General features: G+C 36.1%; 16 protein-coding genes. 10 read left to right on the top strand and 6 right to left on the bottom strand.

Annotated features, from left to right (window positions below; translation table 11 throughout):
• Window positions 1-37: 37 nt before the first annotated feature.
• The 7 genes from GWK10_RS16775 (at window position 38) to GWK10_RS16745 (ending at window position 8396) form a co-directional block, all read left to right on the top strand.
• A complete protein-coding gene (locus tag GWK10_RS16775; protein WP_239540785.1) occupies window positions 38-1234 on the top strand; it encodes a hypothetical protein in 1197 nt (398 codons plus the stop codon).
• A 91-nt stretch (window positions 1235-1325) separates the two neighbouring features.
• Window positions 1326-1751, top strand: coding sequence for an OB-fold protein (locus GWK10_RS16770; protein WP_164033553.1), 426 nt, complete (start codon window positions 1326-1328; stop codon window positions 1749-1751).
• 20 nt (window positions 1752-1771) lie between these two features.
• Entirely contained in the window at window positions 1772-2296 is a 525-nt protein-coding gene (locus GWK10_RS16765; RefSeq protein ID WP_239540784.1) for a YceI family protein, read from the top strand.
• On the top strand, window positions 2286-3176 hold the full coding sequence (locus GWK10_RS16760; protein ID WP_164033551.1) for a DUF5777 family beta-barrel protein: 891 nt from the start codon (window positions 2286-2288) through the stop codon (window positions 3174-3176). Before GWK10_RS16765 ends, GWK10_RS16760 begins: the two co-directional genes overlap by 11 nt.
• 93 nt (window positions 3177-3269) lie before the next feature.
• A complete protein-coding gene (locus tag GWK10_RS16755; RefSeq protein ID WP_164033550.1) occupies window positions 3270-4298 on the top strand; it encodes a ligase-associated DNA damage response exonuclease in 1029 nt (342 codons plus the stop codon).
• Between the two features lie 31 nt (window positions 4299-4329).
• Window positions 4330-5931, top strand: coding sequence for an ATP-dependent DNA ligase (locus tag GWK10_RS16750; protein WP_164033574.1), 1602 nt, complete (start codon window positions 4330-4332; stop codon window positions 5929-5931).
• Window positions 5931-8396, top strand: coding sequence for a ligase-associated DNA damage response DEXH box helicase (locus GWK10_RS16745; protein ID WP_164033549.1), 2466 nt, complete (start codon window positions 5931-5933; stop codon window positions 8394-8396). The genes GWK10_RS16750 and GWK10_RS16745 overlap by 1 nt, the downstream gene beginning before the upstream one ends.
• A 71-nt stretch (window positions 8397-8467) precedes the next feature.
• Here the strand turns inward: GWK10_RS16745 and GWK10_RS16740 are convergent, their stop codons facing one another.
• From GWK10_RS16740 to GWK10_RS16730, 3 genes are all read right to left on the bottom strand, one after another.
• Window positions 8468-9304 (bottom strand): DUF4886 domain-containing protein, encoded by an 837-nt coding sequence (locus tag GWK10_RS16740; RefSeq protein ID WP_164033548.1) that lies wholly within the window; start codon window positions 9302-9304, stop codon window positions 8468-8470.
• Window positions 9305-9351: 47 nt separating this feature from the next.
• Window positions 9352-9870 (bottom strand): GNAT family N-acetyltransferase, encoded by a 519-nt coding sequence (locus GWK10_RS16735; protein WP_164033547.1) that lies wholly within the window; start codon window positions 9868-9870, stop codon window positions 9352-9354.
• Between the two features lie 171 nt (window positions 9871-10041).
• Window positions 10042-10683, bottom strand: a complete 642-nt coding sequence (locus tag GWK10_RS16730) for a DMP19 family protein (protein ID WP_164033546.1) — start codon at window positions 10681-10683, stop codon at window positions 10042-10044.
• Window positions 10684-10849: 166 nt separating this feature from the next.
• Between GWK10_RS16730 and pdeM the strand changes: the two genes are divergently transcribed.
• Window positions 10850-11479 (top strand): ligase-associated DNA damage response endonuclease PdeM, encoded by a 630-nt coding sequence (pdeM, locus tag GWK10_RS16725; RefSeq protein WP_164033545.1) that lies wholly within the window; start codon window positions 10850-10852, stop codon window positions 11477-11479.
• Between the two features lies 1 nt (window position 11480).
• Here pdeM and GWK10_RS16720 read toward each other — a convergent pair whose 3' ends face one another.
• The 3 genes from GWK10_RS16720 to GWK10_RS16710 form a co-directional block, all read right to left on the bottom strand.
• A complete protein-coding gene (locus GWK10_RS16720; RefSeq protein ID WP_164033544.1) occupies window positions 11481-13442 on the bottom strand; it encodes a tetratricopeptide repeat-containing sensor histidine kinase in 1962 nt (653 codons plus the stop codon).
• 146 nt (window positions 13443-13588) lie between these two features.
• Entirely contained in the window at window positions 13589-13951 is a 363-nt protein-coding gene (locus GWK10_RS18310; protein WP_204263161.1) for a hypothetical protein, read from the bottom strand.
• A 105-nt stretch (window positions 13952-14056) separates the two neighbouring features.
• Complete coding sequence (locus tag GWK10_RS16710; protein WP_164033543.1) at window positions 14057-15298, bottom strand: 3-deoxy-D-manno-octulosonic acid transferase; 1242 nt, start codon at window positions 15296-15298, stop codon at window positions 14057-14059.
• A 59-nt stretch (window positions 15299-15357) separates the two neighbouring features.
• On the opposite strand from GWK10_RS16710, the gene GWK10_RS16705 reads away from it, so the two are divergent.
• A complete protein-coding gene (locus GWK10_RS16705) occupies window positions 15358-16491 on the top strand; it encodes a DegT/DnrJ/EryC1/StrS family aminotransferase (RefSeq protein WP_164033542.1) in 1134 nt (377 codons plus the stop codon).
• A gap of 7 nt (window positions 16492-16498) precedes the next feature.
• Window positions 16499-17524, top strand: coding sequence for a UDP-glucose 4-epimerase GalE (gene galE, locus GWK10_RS16700; protein ID WP_164033541.1), 1026 nt, complete (start codon window positions 16499-16501; stop codon window positions 17522-17524).
• The last annotated feature ends 54 nt before the right edge of the window (window positions 17525-17578 follow it).

The following is a 17578-nucleotide window of genomic DNA, read 5'->3' as shown; positions in this document are numbered from 1 at the left end:
GTATTAATTAAAACTTTAAACACTAATAAGAAAGATCATGAAAAATTTAATTCTATTTACATTAACCTTAGGGCTACTTTTTAGTTGTAGCGATGATGATTATGGTTCAGACCCAGTTGATCCACCTGTAGATCCGCCAGTGTCCGAAGCCAATGCTGTTCGATTGGCTAACAATGCAACTTTTGGCAGTGTAATGACCAATTCTGAAGGCTTCACCCTCTACTTTTTTGCACCTGACACCAAAGACGAGTCTAACTGTAACGGAACTTGTGAAGGCGCATGGCCAGCATTCTACGCTGAAACTTTAACACTAGACAACGGGCTAAATGCTAGTGATTTTGGCGAGATAACTAGAAATGATGGTTCTAAACAAACCACATACAAAGGCTGGCCAATGTACCTTTTTTCTAGTGATACTGCTGCAGGACAAATTAACGGTGATGGCTCTGGAGGTGTTTGGTTTGTAGCCAAGCCAGACTATACAGTAATGGTTGCGCGCTCACAACTAGTAGGGCGAGATGTCGATGGTAATGAAACGAACCTTACCAGTGCCTATGAAGAAGGCGAAGAAGATACGTTTTATATCACTGATGCAGAAGGCAACACCTTGTACAGCTTTATTAATGATAAAGAGGATACAAATACCTTTACTGCTGATGATTTTAGCAATAATGGTGCTTGGCCAATTTTTGAGGCAACTTTAGAAAGCCTACCAAGTATTCTTGATAATGCAGATTTTGGTAAGATTACCGTAGGCAATAGAGAACAATTAACGTATAAAGGTTGGCCATTGTACTTTTTCGGTCAAGATGTTGAAAGAGGTGATAACTATGGTGTAGGTTTCCCACAAGCTGGAGCTTGGCCGGTGTTATACATCGATTCTGATCCTGCTCCTGAAGCTGTTGAGCCTACAACCAAAAAGTATACTATTACAAACCAAGGTGCAACTGCCTATGTTTTTAATGGTGAAGGACTAACTGATGAGGTGAATCCAGACCTTACTTTAAAAAGAGGAGAAACGTATGAGTTTACAGTAAATACACCCGGACATCCGTTTTTTATTAAATCTGCCCAAACCACAGGAACGGGAGATCAGTATAACGCGGGTGTTACCGAGAACGGAGCTTCACAAGCAACAATTACATTTACGGTGCCTAATGATGCCCCTAATACCTTATTTTACATTTGTGAGTTTCACAGTCCGATGACAGGAACTTTTACAATTGTAGATTGAAAAAGAGAGAATTAGTTTGATTAGCTTAAGACCTAGGGTGTAAACTGCCCTAGGTTTTAGTAATTTTATAATCGGGAATCGCTAAAGAGAAATGAGAAAATTTAGATTTTTAATTGGTATTGTACTTTCGTTAATTGGAGTTTTGGCTCTTGTTTACGTAGCAATGTCTCATCTAAATAGTCCTGATTTCGTTGATATTGCCAAGGTAGAGCCCAATTATCGACTAGAAGCTAAAACCATTATAGATCTGGGCAAAAACCAGGATAGTAACTATTTGAGGACCGAGAATGTGGTCGAAATACGTGGGGTAGTCAAAGAAATAAATGACCTCAATGACAGAATTACCATTTTGTTAGGTACTAATAAAAACGAATTGTCTTGCATTATTTGTGATATGCAAAGCAATCAAAAAGAAAAAATAACCAAACTAAAACCAAACGACACAATTAAAATTAAAGGAGTTTTTAAAGGATTCCTGCAAGATGCGATTTTTTTAAACTGTGTCATTTCTGAATAAAGATGAATAAACTAGTAATTATGCTATTACTACCTTTCTTGATCGATCAACCACCTACTGAAAGGGTGATTGCTAGACAGGGTAAGGTATCTTTTTTCTCCTATACATCCGTTGAACATATTAAAGCAGAGAATAATCAGGTGTTTAGTATCATAGATTTAGATTCTGGAGAAATTGCAGTAAGTATGTTAATGAACGCTTTTGTGTTTGAAAAAGCCTTAATGCGTGAGCATTTTAACGAGAGTTATGTCGAATCGGATATTTATCCAAAGGCAACTTTTAAAGGAAAGATTGTTGATTTTGATCCCAATATGGAAGAGGTGCAGACCCGAATAGTTAAAGGTGTTTTCAAAATGCATGGGGCTACAAAAGAGTTGGAAATCAAAACTAAAATTGAAAAAACAGGGAACGATTTTGTTATAACCGGCACCTTCGAAGCAATGGTAAAAGATTATAATATTAAAATACCTCCATTATTAAGAGGAAATATAGCCAAAACCATTTCTATTGACTTTAACTTTAAATACGAACCTTATGAAAGCTAGAAAAATACTACTCTTTCTGTTTTTAGGTATGCTATCTTCGTATTTAAAAGCACAAGACTTATTAGATATACTTGATCAAGAACAACCGGATTCACCATTGTATGCAAACGCAACTTTTTCTTTCTCAAGAATTACTTTCGGGCAGTCAGTAGAAACACGAAAAACAGGGACACTTGATATTTTTACATCAAGTCGATTTTGGAATACGCCTGCACCTCGGTCTCAAAGTTTTGTTGCCGACCGAATGAGTTCAAGAATTGCATTAGAATATGGACTTTCAGATAGGTTATTATTTGGCGTTGGAGGGACAACATTCGATGGACGTTTTGATGGATTTTTGAAATTTAGATTAGTAAAACAACGTACTGATGGCAACGGATCGTCAGTTAGTATTTCATTGTTTCAAAATGCAGGCTATTTCAGTGAACGATTTGCTGGAGTGAATGTTGACCGTTCAACTCGACTTTCATACACATCTCAATTAATAATCGCTAAAAAGTTTTCACCCAATTTTTCATTACAAATAACACCCACTTTTGTTCATAGAGGTTTATTATATGATGATGAAGATTCTCAAAACCATATTGCAGTAGGTGTTGGTGGACGCTATAAATTGGGAGGACATGTTTCACTTGTTTCAGAATACTACTATGTTGCGAATCCGATCAAATCACAGACTACATTTGGTGCGTTTGCTTTAGGTATTAATTGGGAATTAAGCGATGTGATGCTTCAATGGATGTTAACCAATGCACGTAGCACTGTAGAAGACGCTTTTATTCTTGAGACGAGAAACAACTTCAATTTTAAGAATCCAAATTTTCATTTCGGATTTAATTTTACCTATACCTTTCATTTGAAGAATAGGTTGAAAAAGTAGGTTTAGAATTTCGCGTATAGAAAAATAGTAGAAAAGGCTTAACTTTTTTAGGTATCAATTGAAGTCCGTACCTTTAAAAGGAAAAATTCGCTATTGAAAACTCCACTTTTACAATTCACAAAAAAGGGCATTTACTGCAAAGAAGCCGATGTTTATCTTGACCCTTGGAGGCCAGTAGATAAGGCTCTAATTACACATGGTCATGCTGATCATAGCAGATGGGGACATAAACAGTACATTACTTACAATAAGAATGTACCAATTATAAAACATAGACTTGGTGATATCAATGTGTCTGGTGTCGATCACAATGAATCGATTCTTGTGAATAATGTAAAATTCTCATTTCATCCCGCAGGTCACATACCTGGTAGTAGCCAAATTCGTGTAGAGCATAAAGGTGAAGTTTGGGTGTTTACCGGTGATTATAAAACAGAAGATGATGGCATATCAACGCCCTTTCAACCTATAGAATGTAATACATTTATTACGGAATGTACTTTCGGGCTTCCTGCTTTTAAATGGATTCCGCAAGATCAGGTTATGAATGACATTAATCAGTGGTGGGCAGAGAATAAAGCTGATGGACAAACGTCAATTGTTTTTGCATATAGTTTGGGAAAAGCACAGCGTGTTTTAAAACATCTCGATCCTTCAATAGGAAAAATATACACCCATGGAGCTATCGAAAACATGACAAATGTGCTAAGAGAGCTAATCGATTTTCCGGAAACTGAATTGATAACTAAAGACACTAAAAAGGAAGCTATTAAAGGCAGCCTTGTATTGGCACCGCCAAGCGCACATGGTAGTACTTGGATTCGTAAAGTGGTGCCATATGTAACAGCTTCGGCAAGTGGATGGATGACTTTTCGAGGTGCACGAAGAAGGCGCGCCATCGATAAAGGCTTCGTGTTAAGCGATCATTGCGATTGGAATGGTCTTTTAGAAAGTATCGAAGCGACGGGAGCTGAAAAAGTGATTTGTACACACGGATACACTGATATTTTCTCAAGATATCTTAAAACCTTAGGCTACGATGCAAGAACAGAGGAAACCCAATATGAAGGAGAGGTGCCTGAGGGAGAAATTGCTAAAAATGATCTTTTAAATGTCGATTAAACATTCTAAGTCAATGAAAAAGCAAGGTGGTATGGCCATTTTTGCAGCCTTAATCAAGACACTAGACAGCACTAATAAAACAAATCTAAAAGTAAAAGCCTTGGCTTCTTATTTTAAAAGTGCTACGGACGAAGATAAGGTATGGACAATTGCCATTTTATCGCATAGAAGACCACCCAGACCAATAAACACTAAGTTACTTCGAGAATGGGCTAGTGAACTTGCCAATATACCACTTTGGTTGTTCGAAGAAAGCTACCATATTGTAGGTGATCTTGCGGAAACTATTGCATTGGTTGTTCCAAACGCAATTGAAGAAACGCCAAAGTCATTAACCGATTTCCTCCAGGAGATGATCTGGTTAAAAAAGCAGGAAGAAAATGAAAAGAAATACTATTTATTTAAAAATTGGTCAAAGCTAGATTACTATCAGCGTTTTGTTTTCACCAAACTAATTACTGGGGGTTTTCGTATTGGTGTTAGTCAAAAATTAATGACACGTGCATTGTCACAAGCAACAGGAATAGATGAAGACATTTTGGCTTTTAAATTGATGGGAAATTGGGATCCGAATAAAATAAGCTATCAAGAACTCATTTTAGAGGAGAATGAAGCCGACTATTTATCAAAACCCTATCCGTTTTATTTAGCATATGCAGTAGAGAGTGAAGTGAAAGATTTGGGCGATGTTACCGATTGGTACGTTGAGCATAAATGGGACGGAATCCGTTCGCAAGTCATCGTTCGAAAGGACGAATTATTTGTTTGGAGTCGTGGTGAAGAGCTGGTAACTGATAAGTACCCAGAATTTGCTGCTTTTATAAAAACCTTACCTTCAGGGACTGTTCTTGATGGAGAGTTACTGCCATATCCTAATAGACAAATTGGAACTTTTAATGACTTGCAGACCAGAATTGGAAGAAAGAATGTAAGTAAAAAATTACTCGAGACAACTCCTGTAATTTTAAAAGCATACGATTTGTTAGAGTGGGACGGAGTCGATATTCGAGATCGACCTTTTTCAGAACGCAGAGAAAAACTAGAGGCATTGTATGCCAAAGTGAAATCGGCTGATTTACCACTACATCTTTCAGAAAAAATGGAATTTAATTCGTGGGGTGAGGTTGAAAAAGAAAGAGCGTTATCTCGGGAAAAAAGATCTGAGGGATTAATGTTGAAACGGAAAGAGTCACCATATTTGGTAGGTCGCAAAAAAGGAGATTGGTGGAAATGGAAAGTAGATCCACTTACAATCGATGGTGTCTTGACCTACGCAATGCGCGGACATGGAAGACGAAGTAATTTATTTACTGATTATACTTTTGGATTATGGAATCAGGATAAAACGGAATTGGTCACTTTTGCAAAAGCCTACTCAGGTTTAACCGATAAAGAATTCAAGGAAGTTGATGCCTGGATTAAAAAAAACACTTTAGAGCGTTTTGGTCCAGTACGAAGTGTGACCCCACATCATGTATTTGAAATTGCTTTTGAAGGAATTGCGTTATCAAAAAGACATAAAAGTGGGATTGCTACTCGCTTTCCTCGAATTTTACGATGGCGAAAAGATAAAAAGATTGAAGAAGCGAATACATTGGAAGATTTAAAAAGTCTAATCCCGAATAAGGAGTAGTGAGAAGAACAGAACTACTTGATATAGCCAACGGTTGGTTTAAATCCCAACAATGGAAACCTTTCAAGTTCCAAAGAGATACCTGGAATGCATTTTTACAAGGTAAAAACGGTTTGCTCAATGCGCCAACTGGCAGCGGTAAAACCTATGCACTTTGGTTTCCTATTGTTCTCGATTACATCAAACGAAATCCTGAATATAAAACCAAACATAAAAAAGGCTTAAAAGCTATTTGGATTACACCGCTTCGTGCACTTTCAAAAGAGATTGAACTTTCAGCATTGCGTATTACGGAGGATTTGGGAACTCAAATGACGGTAGGCATTCGTACGGGAGATACTTCTCAAAAAGAGCGAGCTGCTCAAAAAAGAACCATGCCCGATCTACTTATAACAACACCCGAAAGTCTAATGCTGTTGTTAGCTTCCAAGGGATATGATAAAACATTTAAAGATTGCTCAGCGATTGTTATTGACGAGTGGCATGAATTATTGGGAACGAAAAGAGGTGTTCAAGTAGAATTAGCCCTATCTCGATTAAAAACAGTAGCACCACAGATGCGAATTTGGGGTATTTCTGCGACCATTGGTAATCTTGAGGTAGCTCGTCAAGTATTATTAGGTCCTTCTTCAGAAACTTGTGAAAATTCAGTTTTGATTCGAGCAAATATCAAAAAGAAGATTACCGTAAAAAGCATTATCCCCAAAGAAATGGAAACCTTCCCATGGCGTGGTCATCTTGGACTTCGTTTACTCGATGAGGTTGTCCCTATTATAAATAATAGCAAAACCACTTTGTTATTCACCAACACCCGAAGTCAATGCGAAATTTGGTTTCAAAAAATTCTAGAAAAGTATCCGGAATTTGCGGGTGAACTGGCGATGCACCACGGGAGCATTAATAAGGAAACTAGACTTTGGGTCGAGCAAGCTATTAGAAATGAATCACTAAAAGCGGTTGTGTGTACCTCAAGTCTAGATCTTGGGGTGGACTTTGCACCAGTTGAAACCATAATTCAGATCGGTGGACCGAAGGGAATTGCGCGATTTTTACAACGGGCCGGCCGAAGCGGACATCGACCAGGAAAAGAAAGTGTCATCTACTTTTTACCTACCCATGCAGTTGAGTTGATCGAAGCCTCTGCTTTGCAAACTGCCGTAAAAGAAATGGTAGTTGAAGATCGTATGCCGTATTTAAATAGCTATGATGTATTGGTTCAATATTTAAATACACTAGCAGTTTCTGATGGGTTTTTACCGGATGAGATTCTACCAGAAATTCAACAAACTTTTTGCTATCAAACATTGACCAAAGATCAATGGCATTGGTTATTAAACTTTATCACTTTAGGCGCGCAATCATTACAGGTGTATGATGAGTACAAAAAGGTTGAAGTCTTGGAGGATGGGAGATTTAAAATCAATAATCGAAGTGTAGCGATGCGGCATCGATTACAAATAGGTACTATAGTAAGTGATACTAATTTGATGGTAAAATATCAAAAGGGGGGCTATATCGGTATGATCGAAGAGTATTTCGTAAGCAAATTAGAACGAGGAGATGTCTTTACATTTGCAGGTCGTAATTTGGAGTTCATTCGTATAAAAGAAATGCAAGTGCATGTTCGAAATAGCAGTAAAAAAACAAGCAAAGTCCCAGCTTGGATGGGAGGTCGATTAACCTTGTCGTCCCAAATGTCTAAAATACTGCGTGAAGAAATGTATAAGGCAAATGCTGATTTTTCTAGACAGCCTCCTGAAATAAGAGCATTGAAACATATTTTTGATCAGCAACGATTAGAAAGTATTGTTCCTAATGAGAATCAATTTTTAATAGAATCTTTTAAGACCAAAGAAGGACATCATCATATTTTTTACCCCTTTGAAGGGCGGTTTGTACATGAAGCTATGGGGAGTTTACTTTCTTATCGTATTAGTCTTCTTGATCCCATTTCATTCTCAATTGCATTTAATGATTACGGGTTTGAGTTACTATCCGATAAACCAGTCGATATCCAACAAGTTATCGATAATGATCTTTTTACTACTGAATATTTATTAAGCGACCTTCAAAAGAGCCTGAATTCAACAGAGATGGCAAGACGAAAGTTTAGAGATATAGCTGTTATTTCTGGCTTAGTGTTTACAGGCTATCCCAAAAAGGTGATTAAAATGAAACACTTACAAAGCAGTTCTCAGCTTATTTTTGATGTTTTTCGAGATTATGAACCAGATAATATCTTGTTTCAACAAGCATTTACTGAGACTTTTGAGCACCAATTAGAAGAAGGTCGTTTGCGTATTGCGCTAGAGCGTATCGCCAAGCAAGAAATCGTTTGGAAACAATGTCAGAAACCAACGCCACTAAGTTTTCCTATAATTACCGATAGACTACGAGAAAAAATGAGCAGCGAAAAACTTGCGGATCGTATTCGGAAAATGACAGCTATTTTGATGAAGAACTAATCTATACCGAAGTTTGATCTTTATAACGCTCAAATTGGAGACAAACTAAATGCCGGGTTAAAAACCCTTTGTCAGTTATGTGCAAGTTTCTTTAAAGTTGTACTAATGTTCTGGTGTAGGTCTCTTTTGTAATCTAATTTTCTGCAATCGCGATTGGTCAACATTTCATAAAATATACACGCATTTAAAAAAGCACCATTTTTGTTAGGATGTATATCATCTTCATACAATTCGAGTTCAGGATTATTTTTTAAATTTTGATAGAACTTCTCACCGTTGTAAGAAATTTTAAGACTTAATTTCTTTCCAAGAATACTATAAGAATCGGAAATCAACTCATATTCCTGTTTCAAATTTTCAATAGTGGGCGAACAAGATTCAGTCTTTTCTAGAGACTTGTCGATAGATCTTGAGGAATAGCAATATTTCTTAGGGTAGGCTTCTTTCGATGGCCATGTTTGAAACAAAATAAACTCACAGTTGGGATTTGTAACCATTGATTTGATTTGCTCAATTGCTTTCATTGTTTTAAATGCTCTGTTTTCAGGAATTAAAACTGCCACGGTACCTGTTTGAAGAATAATTACATCCCAATTTTTCTCCACGATCTTTTTTTCCGTTTCTGTTAGTTCTCCTTCATACTTCATTCTTGTGCTAATACCGTTTTCCGTTCTCGATTTAATGATGTTTGTTAAATGAGAAGACAATGACATTCCAGGAAAGCTTATCTGCTCAATATTCATTTCAGGATTAGTTTCATTCGTCATTCCTTGCAGCATTTCTGGCATTTTATGAAAGTAGGTTAGACTGTTCCCAATGAATAGTATGTTCCTTACTTCCGAAGTTTTTTTCTGCGAGTTGCAGCTCGAGATAAGTAATAAGAATGAAATAAGAATAATTTTCCTCATGAATTATGGGTAACGGTTTTATACACTTTCTTGTGCTCTTGTACTTTTTATTTCAATAGTTTATTCATTACTAAGTTTTCATAAGTATTAAATTCCATTGGGAAATCCACATTGCCTATTGAGGTATAGCCTTGTCTTTGGTAAAAAGCTATTGCTCTGGCATTGTTGATATAAACTTCCAGATTAAATTCCGTGAATCCATTTTTCCGCACTTCTTTTTCCGCTTCATTCATAAGTTCGAATCCAATCCCTTTTCCATAAAATCTTTCTAAAACATACAATTTGCTCAATTCGGGAACGGCCTTTTTTCTTATAGGACAAGTACTGTCATAAATTATTTCGGCAACTCCTATTGGATTCCCATTTTGGTAAGCAATAATCAATCGACTTGGATTTTTCTCTATTATATTTTCAATACTTTGAGTGGAGAATCTTTTTGTAATAAAGTTGGCAAATTCAAAAGTTACGCCATCGACTGCGTACGTCTGGACATATACAGTTTTAAGTAAGACAGATATTCTTAGAGAGTCCGACAGTTTGGCTTTTCCAAATGAAATTTCGTTCATTTTTTTTATTACGATTATTTTTGGATTGACTATTATTATGTAGGACCCAGAACGGTCTCGGCTATTAGTTGTTGCGTGATTTAGCAGTTAATTTTGCAAGTACACACCAAACTGAAAATCTGTCAGAATTTTCAGAATTAGGCAAGGACAAGTAATTGCTTATAGCCATTGTTAGCTACTATTTTTTTTAGTTATAAATTCTTTTTTGTTTTCACGAATATATTTAATTCGTAATTCCCTTATACTTTCAATATCTCCCAAATCATAAAATTCATCATCAAGTTTGTTGAGAGGGTTGTCTTTGTAAGATTCGCTAAAGCTTTCAAGCGTACCATCGTCAAACTCTGCTAATCGTTCTTTATTTTCCTCATAAATTTTATTCGCTCGTTGAGTTAAATCAGCATATTTTTCAGCTCCTATTACTTTGAATCCGCTTTCAGCCATTTTCCAATATTGTCCGCTAGAATTGAAATAGAATTGATTAAATCCACCATTATTCACTTCTCCTTCAATTATCCAAGTCGACCAAAAGGATTGTTGCCCTTTTGATAGTTTCTCGACATTCGCCAACTCATTTTTATAGTCGTTGCCAATGATTTCGTAGATATTGTCAAAAATTGTTTGTTCAAGAATGTCATCAGAGACAGAATCTATAATTTCAGATGTCAGAACCTTATAAATTTTTCGATTATTCCATTCCTCGAAAGCCTTATCGATTTCTATTTCTTCATTGGACTTTTGGGGTTTCTGTTTGCAACTAAAAAAACTTAAAATTGATGATAGTGTCATTATTAAAAGTAGGTTCTTGTTCATTATATGTTCAACATTGTAGCTAACTCGTTATATCACCACTAAATATAATCATATCCCATTAAACACTTCCGGATAACAGTGTAAAACCTATAAGTTATTCGAGCGACCGCAGTCGGCGCCAGTTTTATAAAATGGCACTTGCTTAAATTCCCTATTTTTATCCCCAATGCAAATTAATATACTCGATAATACCTTTACATTACACCAACTAGGTGCGGCCTATTGGCACGAACGACAAATGCTATTGGTGGCTGATGTGCATTTTGGAAAAATTGCCCATTTTAGAAAGTATGGAAGTGCCTTGCCTAAAAAGGCCATCATTAGAAATTTTGAGCGCTTAAATGAATTATTACAGCTATTCAAACCAAAAAAAACCTGCTTTTTGGGTGATCTGTTTCACTCCGCTTTTAATATTGAGTGGTTTTATTTTGAAAATTGGGTAAAACAACAAACTTGCCAATTTTCGCTTATAGTTGGTAATCATGATATCATTTCGCCATTGCGGTTTGAAGCCATTGGTTTTTTGCTGTACGAAGAATTGATTATCGATAGATTTCTATTAACGCATCACCCTGAAGAACGAAAAAACTACTTTAATTTTTGCGGGCATATACATCCCGGAGTTAAACTTGCTGGACAAGCTAGACAAATCTTAAAATTACCTTGCTTTTTAAAGAAACCAAATCAGCTAATTTTTCCCGCTTTTGGCGAGTTTACGGGTAATTTTATAGTGCAGCCTGAAGATGATAATCAGGTGTTTGTGATTACGCCAGAAGAGGTTGTCTTAATTGAGTAGTCTATTTCATCGGTATACGCAACACAACCTTTGTTCCTGTAGGTTGTTGTGCATCATCAAAAAGATCGAGTATTGATAAGGAATGCATATTCTTAAAGTGCCTAAAGAAGTTACGTAAACGTTCCTTAGTCAAGTTAATTCCGATCGATTTTCTATTTTCGATACCATCTTTAATCTTGACAGTATTTTGACGACCTATCCCGTTGTCGATTATAGAAATCTCGATAAAATTCTCTTCTTCTTTACTAACATTAAGCTTTAATGATTTTTTACCATCTTTTGCTGAGAGTCCATGCCAAAGAGCATTTTCAATAAAAGGTTGTAAGGTTAATGAAGGTATCTTGACGTTTTCCAATGCTATGTTTTTATCTACATTCACTTCGTAATTTACCTCATTATTAAGTCGTATGTTTTCAATATTTACATAAAGTTTCATGGTCTCTAGTTCCTCTTTTAAGCTAATTTCTTTTTCAAGAGAGGTGGCCAAAATAGTGCGAACTAGTTTCGAGAATTTATTGAGATATTCTACCGCGCTATCTCGATCATTATTCAGCATATAAATCTTGATAGATAGCAGAGAATTAAAAATAAAATGCGGATTCATTTGCGTACGAAGCAACTTTTGCTCGATAGTAAGCAGCCTTTTTTGATGCTCTAACTTCCGCTGTCTATATAATAAAAAGGTCGATATAGCAACCATTAAAAAAAGTAGCGAACCGTAAAGAAAAATACGTTGATTTTGACTCAGCTTGATTTTTACAATCTCATTTTCTTTTTCTAATAATTCAATTTTAGCTTTTTGCTTATCGCTCTCATATTTTATAAGAAGATCGGAGATATATCTGCTGTTATTTTCATTAAGAACTTTGCCTTCTTCTTCCTGATAGTACTTGTTGTATTGCAATGCGCTGTTATAACGCTGCTGTTTTTCCATTAGCCTAGATAGCCTGTGATAGGCTTCTGCGGTCATTGTCTGTAAGCCGTGTTTTTGTGATACTCGAAGCCCCTCTTTGAGGTATTCTTCAGCTTTTGTGTAGTCGCCTAATTCGGTATAAGCCCAACCTGTGTTTATGGTCGCGATAGCGATATAAAAATGATCTCCTAGCTCTTTAAACTCATCAATTGTAGGAGATATTAACTTTAGTGCTTCTTCGGCATTATCCTGTTTTAAATACACTTGGCCAATACTGTTGTTACATATGGCTTTACCGAGTTTAGAGTTAATCTCCTTATTATAACCCATCGATTTTCGATAGTTTGTTAAGGCCTCATCAAAAATGCGACGTTGTTCATAGCAATAACCTATGTTTTGAAAGTTAATCGCTAATCCCAGCTTATTATCAAGCTCGCGCTCATATACCATGGCTTTTAAAAACTCTGCTTCGGCCAAGTCATATTGCTTTAGCGATATATAGATGTTACCAATACTATTTAAAGATACCGCAGTACTATATTTAATTTCGTTTGACTTATTCTCAATTTTTTCTGCAATTGTAAGTGCTTGTTGGTGGTAATCTAAAGCCGATCTTACGGCGTCCATTCGCCTGTAGACAACCCCCATTCCGTTTAAAGCTCTAATTTTTTGCGAATCATTATTAAGTTCTTCACTTAGTTTAATTGCTTTTTTATGATTTTCGATTGCCCGTTTGTAGTGCGATTTATCCCTAAAATAATAGCCCAGCGCATTGTGCCCATAAATTTGTCCGGGTAGGTAATTATTTTTAGCGCTTATTTCGATAAGCATTTGCATTTTTAATGTGTCTCGACGGTAGTCTCTAAACTTCTTTGCAACAGTGCCACCTGAAGTATCTCTTTTTTTAACAAACCCTTCAACAAATGATTTATACGGATCATTCTGCGCAGAAATAGTAAGGGAAAATAAAAATATAGGAAGCCCAATGACCATTAGGCGAATCCAAACAACCAAGTGTCTTTTGTAAATAGAAAACAAGTTAAAGGCCATAAAAAGTATTGTTGGCAGATAGTGTTCAGAGGAGGGTAAATATACTAAATTTCCGAGCCACTCAAATGAGATTTTGATAGCTTAAGTCATAGAAAAAGCCTCAGATAGTAATCTATCTGAGGCTTAATTTTGTTAGGAGGTTCCTCTTACTGCTTCACTTCGTTCTTAATGTCTTCAGCGGCGTTCTTAAGTTCTGTGCCTGTTTTTTTCACAGCATCTTTTGTTTTTTCAGCACCCTCTTTTAAGTTTTCGGCAGCTTCTTTAACTTCACCTTCCACTTTTTCAGCACCTTCTTTCAATTCCTCAATTGCGTCAGTGGTTGCTTCTTTCGCATCTTCTAAAGTCTCTCCGGCTTTGTTTGCAAGCTCCTCAGCTTTTTCAGTACCTTCTTCAATTACTTGCTCTGTACCATCTACTACGTCTTCAGCTTTCTTTTTCGTTTCTCTACAAGAAGTTACGCTTAAACCAATTGCCGCCACTAAAACAGCACACATTACTAGTTTTTTCATCTTACTAAGTTTTGTTAATTGTTATTTCATCAATATTATTAAACCTTCTCTTTTTTGTCATTTAAAAATATGCGAGAAAGTTAAAATGTCAATTTAATCGATGATTTACAGTAAAGTACGAGCGTAATCTGCTATTTGGATGACTGCCCCCTTGTTTTTTTGAACGTAGTTTTTAGTGATTAGCGATTTTTGCTGGTATTGTTCGTCAAAAATAGTAAGCGTGTTTAATGCATTATTAAATGAAGATTGATCGGATATAACCGTAATTCCATTCAGTTTTACTAAATCTAAAACCTCCTGAAACTTGCCATAGTTTTTTCCTATAATAATGGGAATTCCGAAAGTGGCCGGTTCTAAAGTGTTGTGTAAACCACTGGTTCTCATTCCGCCACCCACATAAGCAATATTAGCATAGCTATAAATTTTAGTAAGTAGGCCTATGGTATCAATTATCAATACATCTAGTGTTTTTAAGTCTAGTTGATCTTTTTCGGAATATAAACCTACTTTTTTAGTGATTGATTTTTTTAGTTGATTAATATTCTTTGGTTTCATCGTATGCGGTGCGATGATAAATTTTAAGCCTTCACCACCAATACCATTAATATAATTAACGAGTAAAGTTTCATCTTCTGGCCAAGTGCTGCCCGCCACAATGCAAGGAAGATCATTTTTAAAACTCTCAACAAAATCAAGTGTATTGTCTTGTTCCAATATTTTGGCAACACGATCAAAACGGGTGTCTCCGTTTATGGTGCTATTATCATATCCAATTGAGGTTAAGAGCTGTTTGGAAAGATCATTTTGAACAAAAAAGTGATTAAAAGTGTCTAATGATTTTCGCATCCAGCTGCCATACCATTTAAAAAAGGCTTGATTTTTCCTAAATATGGTTGAAATTGAAATAGTTTTTATCGACCTCTTTTTTAATTCCTTTAGCATGTTAGGCCAAAACTCATACTTTACAAAAACAGCCAAGTCTGGATGAACGACATTCAAAAAGCGTTTGGCATTCTTCTCGCTATCTAGCGGAAGGTAGGTTATGACATCTGCAACCTTGCTATTTTTTTTAACCTCGTATCCGGAAGGACTAAAAAAAGAAACCACTATTTTATGAGTAGGATAATCTGCCTTAAGAGCTTCAATTAGAGGTAAGCCTTGTTCAAATTCACCTAAAGAAGCACAATGAAACCAGATTACAGAATCGGCGGGCTTAATTTTGGTTGAAATATTATCAAAAACTTGCTTTCTTCCTTCGACAAATAATTTGATTTTTGGATTGAACAAAGCCACCAATTTTAGCAGTCCGCCAGCGATAAAAATCAGGATGTTGTAAAGTAAATACAAGCCTTAGTTTGTTTCATACAAACATACGTTTCTTTATGTTTATTTCGTAATTTCGTGACATGCGAAAAATTCAAATGGTCGATCTTCAAGGCCAATATCAAGATATAAAAGAACGAGTTGATGCCTCAATTATGGAGGTGATAAATTCGGCGGCATTTATTAACGGACCCGAGGTTCATGCGTTTCAGAAAGAGCTAGAGGATTATCTTAATGTCAAGCACGTAATACCCTGTGCAAACGGAACCGACGCCCTGCAAATTGCGATGATGGGTCTGGATTTAGAACAAGGTGATGAAGTAATTACAGCCGATTTTACATTTGCAGCTACAGTAGAAGTTATAGCACTTTTAAAATTAACTCCTGTATTGGTAGATGTCGACCCTGTTAATTTCAATATCGACCTAGAAGCACTAGAAAATGCCATAACACCAAAGACAAAGGCAATTGTGCCTGTACATTTATTTGGTCAGGTAGTCAATATGGAAGCCATTATGGAAATTGCTGAAAAACATAACTTGTATGTAATTGAAGATACGGCGCAAGGCATTGGAGCCGATTATACCTATAAAGATGGTTCGAAAAAGAAAGCTGGTACGATAGGTCATGTTGGCGCTACCTCATTTTTTCCATCTAAAAATTTAGGTTGCTATGGCGATGGTGGTGCTATTTTTACTAATGATGATAAATTAGCACATACCATAAGAGGAATCGTAAATCATGGGATGTATACTCGTTATTATCACGATGTCGTGGGGGTAAATTCAAGATTAGATTCAATTCAGGCAGCCGTTTTACGAGCCAAACTTCCAAAGTTAGATGATTACAATAAAGGAAGACAAGATGCGGCCAGAAAATACACAGCTGCCTTTGCTGATAGCGATAAGATAATCACACCTTTTATTTGTGAAAATTGCGATTGCCATGTATTTCATCAGTATACGTTGCGATTAAAAGATGTTGATCGTGATGCTCTGGTTCAGCATTTAAATGAAAAAGGAATTCCGTGTGGTGTTTATTACCCTGTACCTTTACATTCGCAAAAAGCATATGCGGACTCACGATACAATGAAGCTGATTTTAAGATCACCAATCAATTAGTAAAAGAAGTAATTTCTCTCCCAATGCATACGGAGTTAGATGATGAACAAATTGATTTCATCACTAACACCATACTAAATTTTATAAATAACTAATCACATAATGGCAAAAATTCTTGTAACAGGAGGACTTGGTTTTATTGGTTCTCATACTGTCGTAGAACTTCAAGCAGTTGGGTTCGATGTTGTAATTATCGATAACTGTTCAAACTCTTCAGAAGATGTTTTAGAAGGCATTACCAAAATCTCCGGTAAAACACCAGCTTTTGAAAAACTAGATCTTCGGGATAAATCAAAAGTGATTGATTTTTTCTCAAGATATCAAGATATTGAAGGAATTATTCATTTTGCAGCTAGCAAAGCTGTAGGGGAAAGCGTTGAAAACCCTTTATTATATTACGAGAATAACATAACAACATTGGTCTATATACTTCAGGAACTTCAAAAAAGAGATACATCTAATTTCATTTTTAGTTCGTCTTGCACAGTGTATGGTCAGGCTGACGAACTACCAATTACTGAAGATGCACCAGTTAAACCAGCTGAATCGCCTTATGGAAATACCAAACAAATAGGAGAAGAAATTATTTCTGAAACCTGCAAAGTAACACCAAGCTTAAATGCAATTGCATTGCGTTATTTTAATCCGATTGGCGCGCATGCAAGTGCTAATATTGGAGAGTTACCGCTAGGAGTTCCTGCTAATTTAGTGCCATTTATTACGCAAACCGGAATAGGATTGAGAGAGCAATTGGCCGTTTATGGTAATGATTACGACACTAGAGATGGAACCGCTATACGTGATTATATTCATGTTGTAGACCTAGCGAAAGCACATGTAGTGGCGCTTCAACGTATTCTTGAAGGTAAAAACAAGTCGAATTACGAAGTTTTTAATGTAGGTACCGGAACTGGTAGTACTGTATTAGAAGTAATCAATTCTTTTGAAAAAGTTTCGGGAGACTCACTAAAATATAAGATCGTCGGGAGAAGAGAAGGTGATGTTGTCGCTGCTTATGCTGATACACATAAGGCAAATAATGAGTTAGGTTGGAAAGCAGAATCCACCTTAGATGACGCCATGGAGTCTGCTTGGAAATGGGAAAAAAAAGTAAGAAATAAGAACTAGTTTGTAACCTATATAGTAAATTTTAAGTCTTAGACTTAAACCAATTAACCAATA

It is taken from the genome of Spongiivirga citrea (assembly GCF_010671565.1).
Taxonomy (GTDB): Bacteria; Bacteroidota; Bacteroidia; order Flavobacteriales; family Flavobacteriaceae; genus Spongiivirga; species Spongiivirga citrea.
This window is presented reverse-complemented; position numbering and strand designations above follow the sequence as displayed.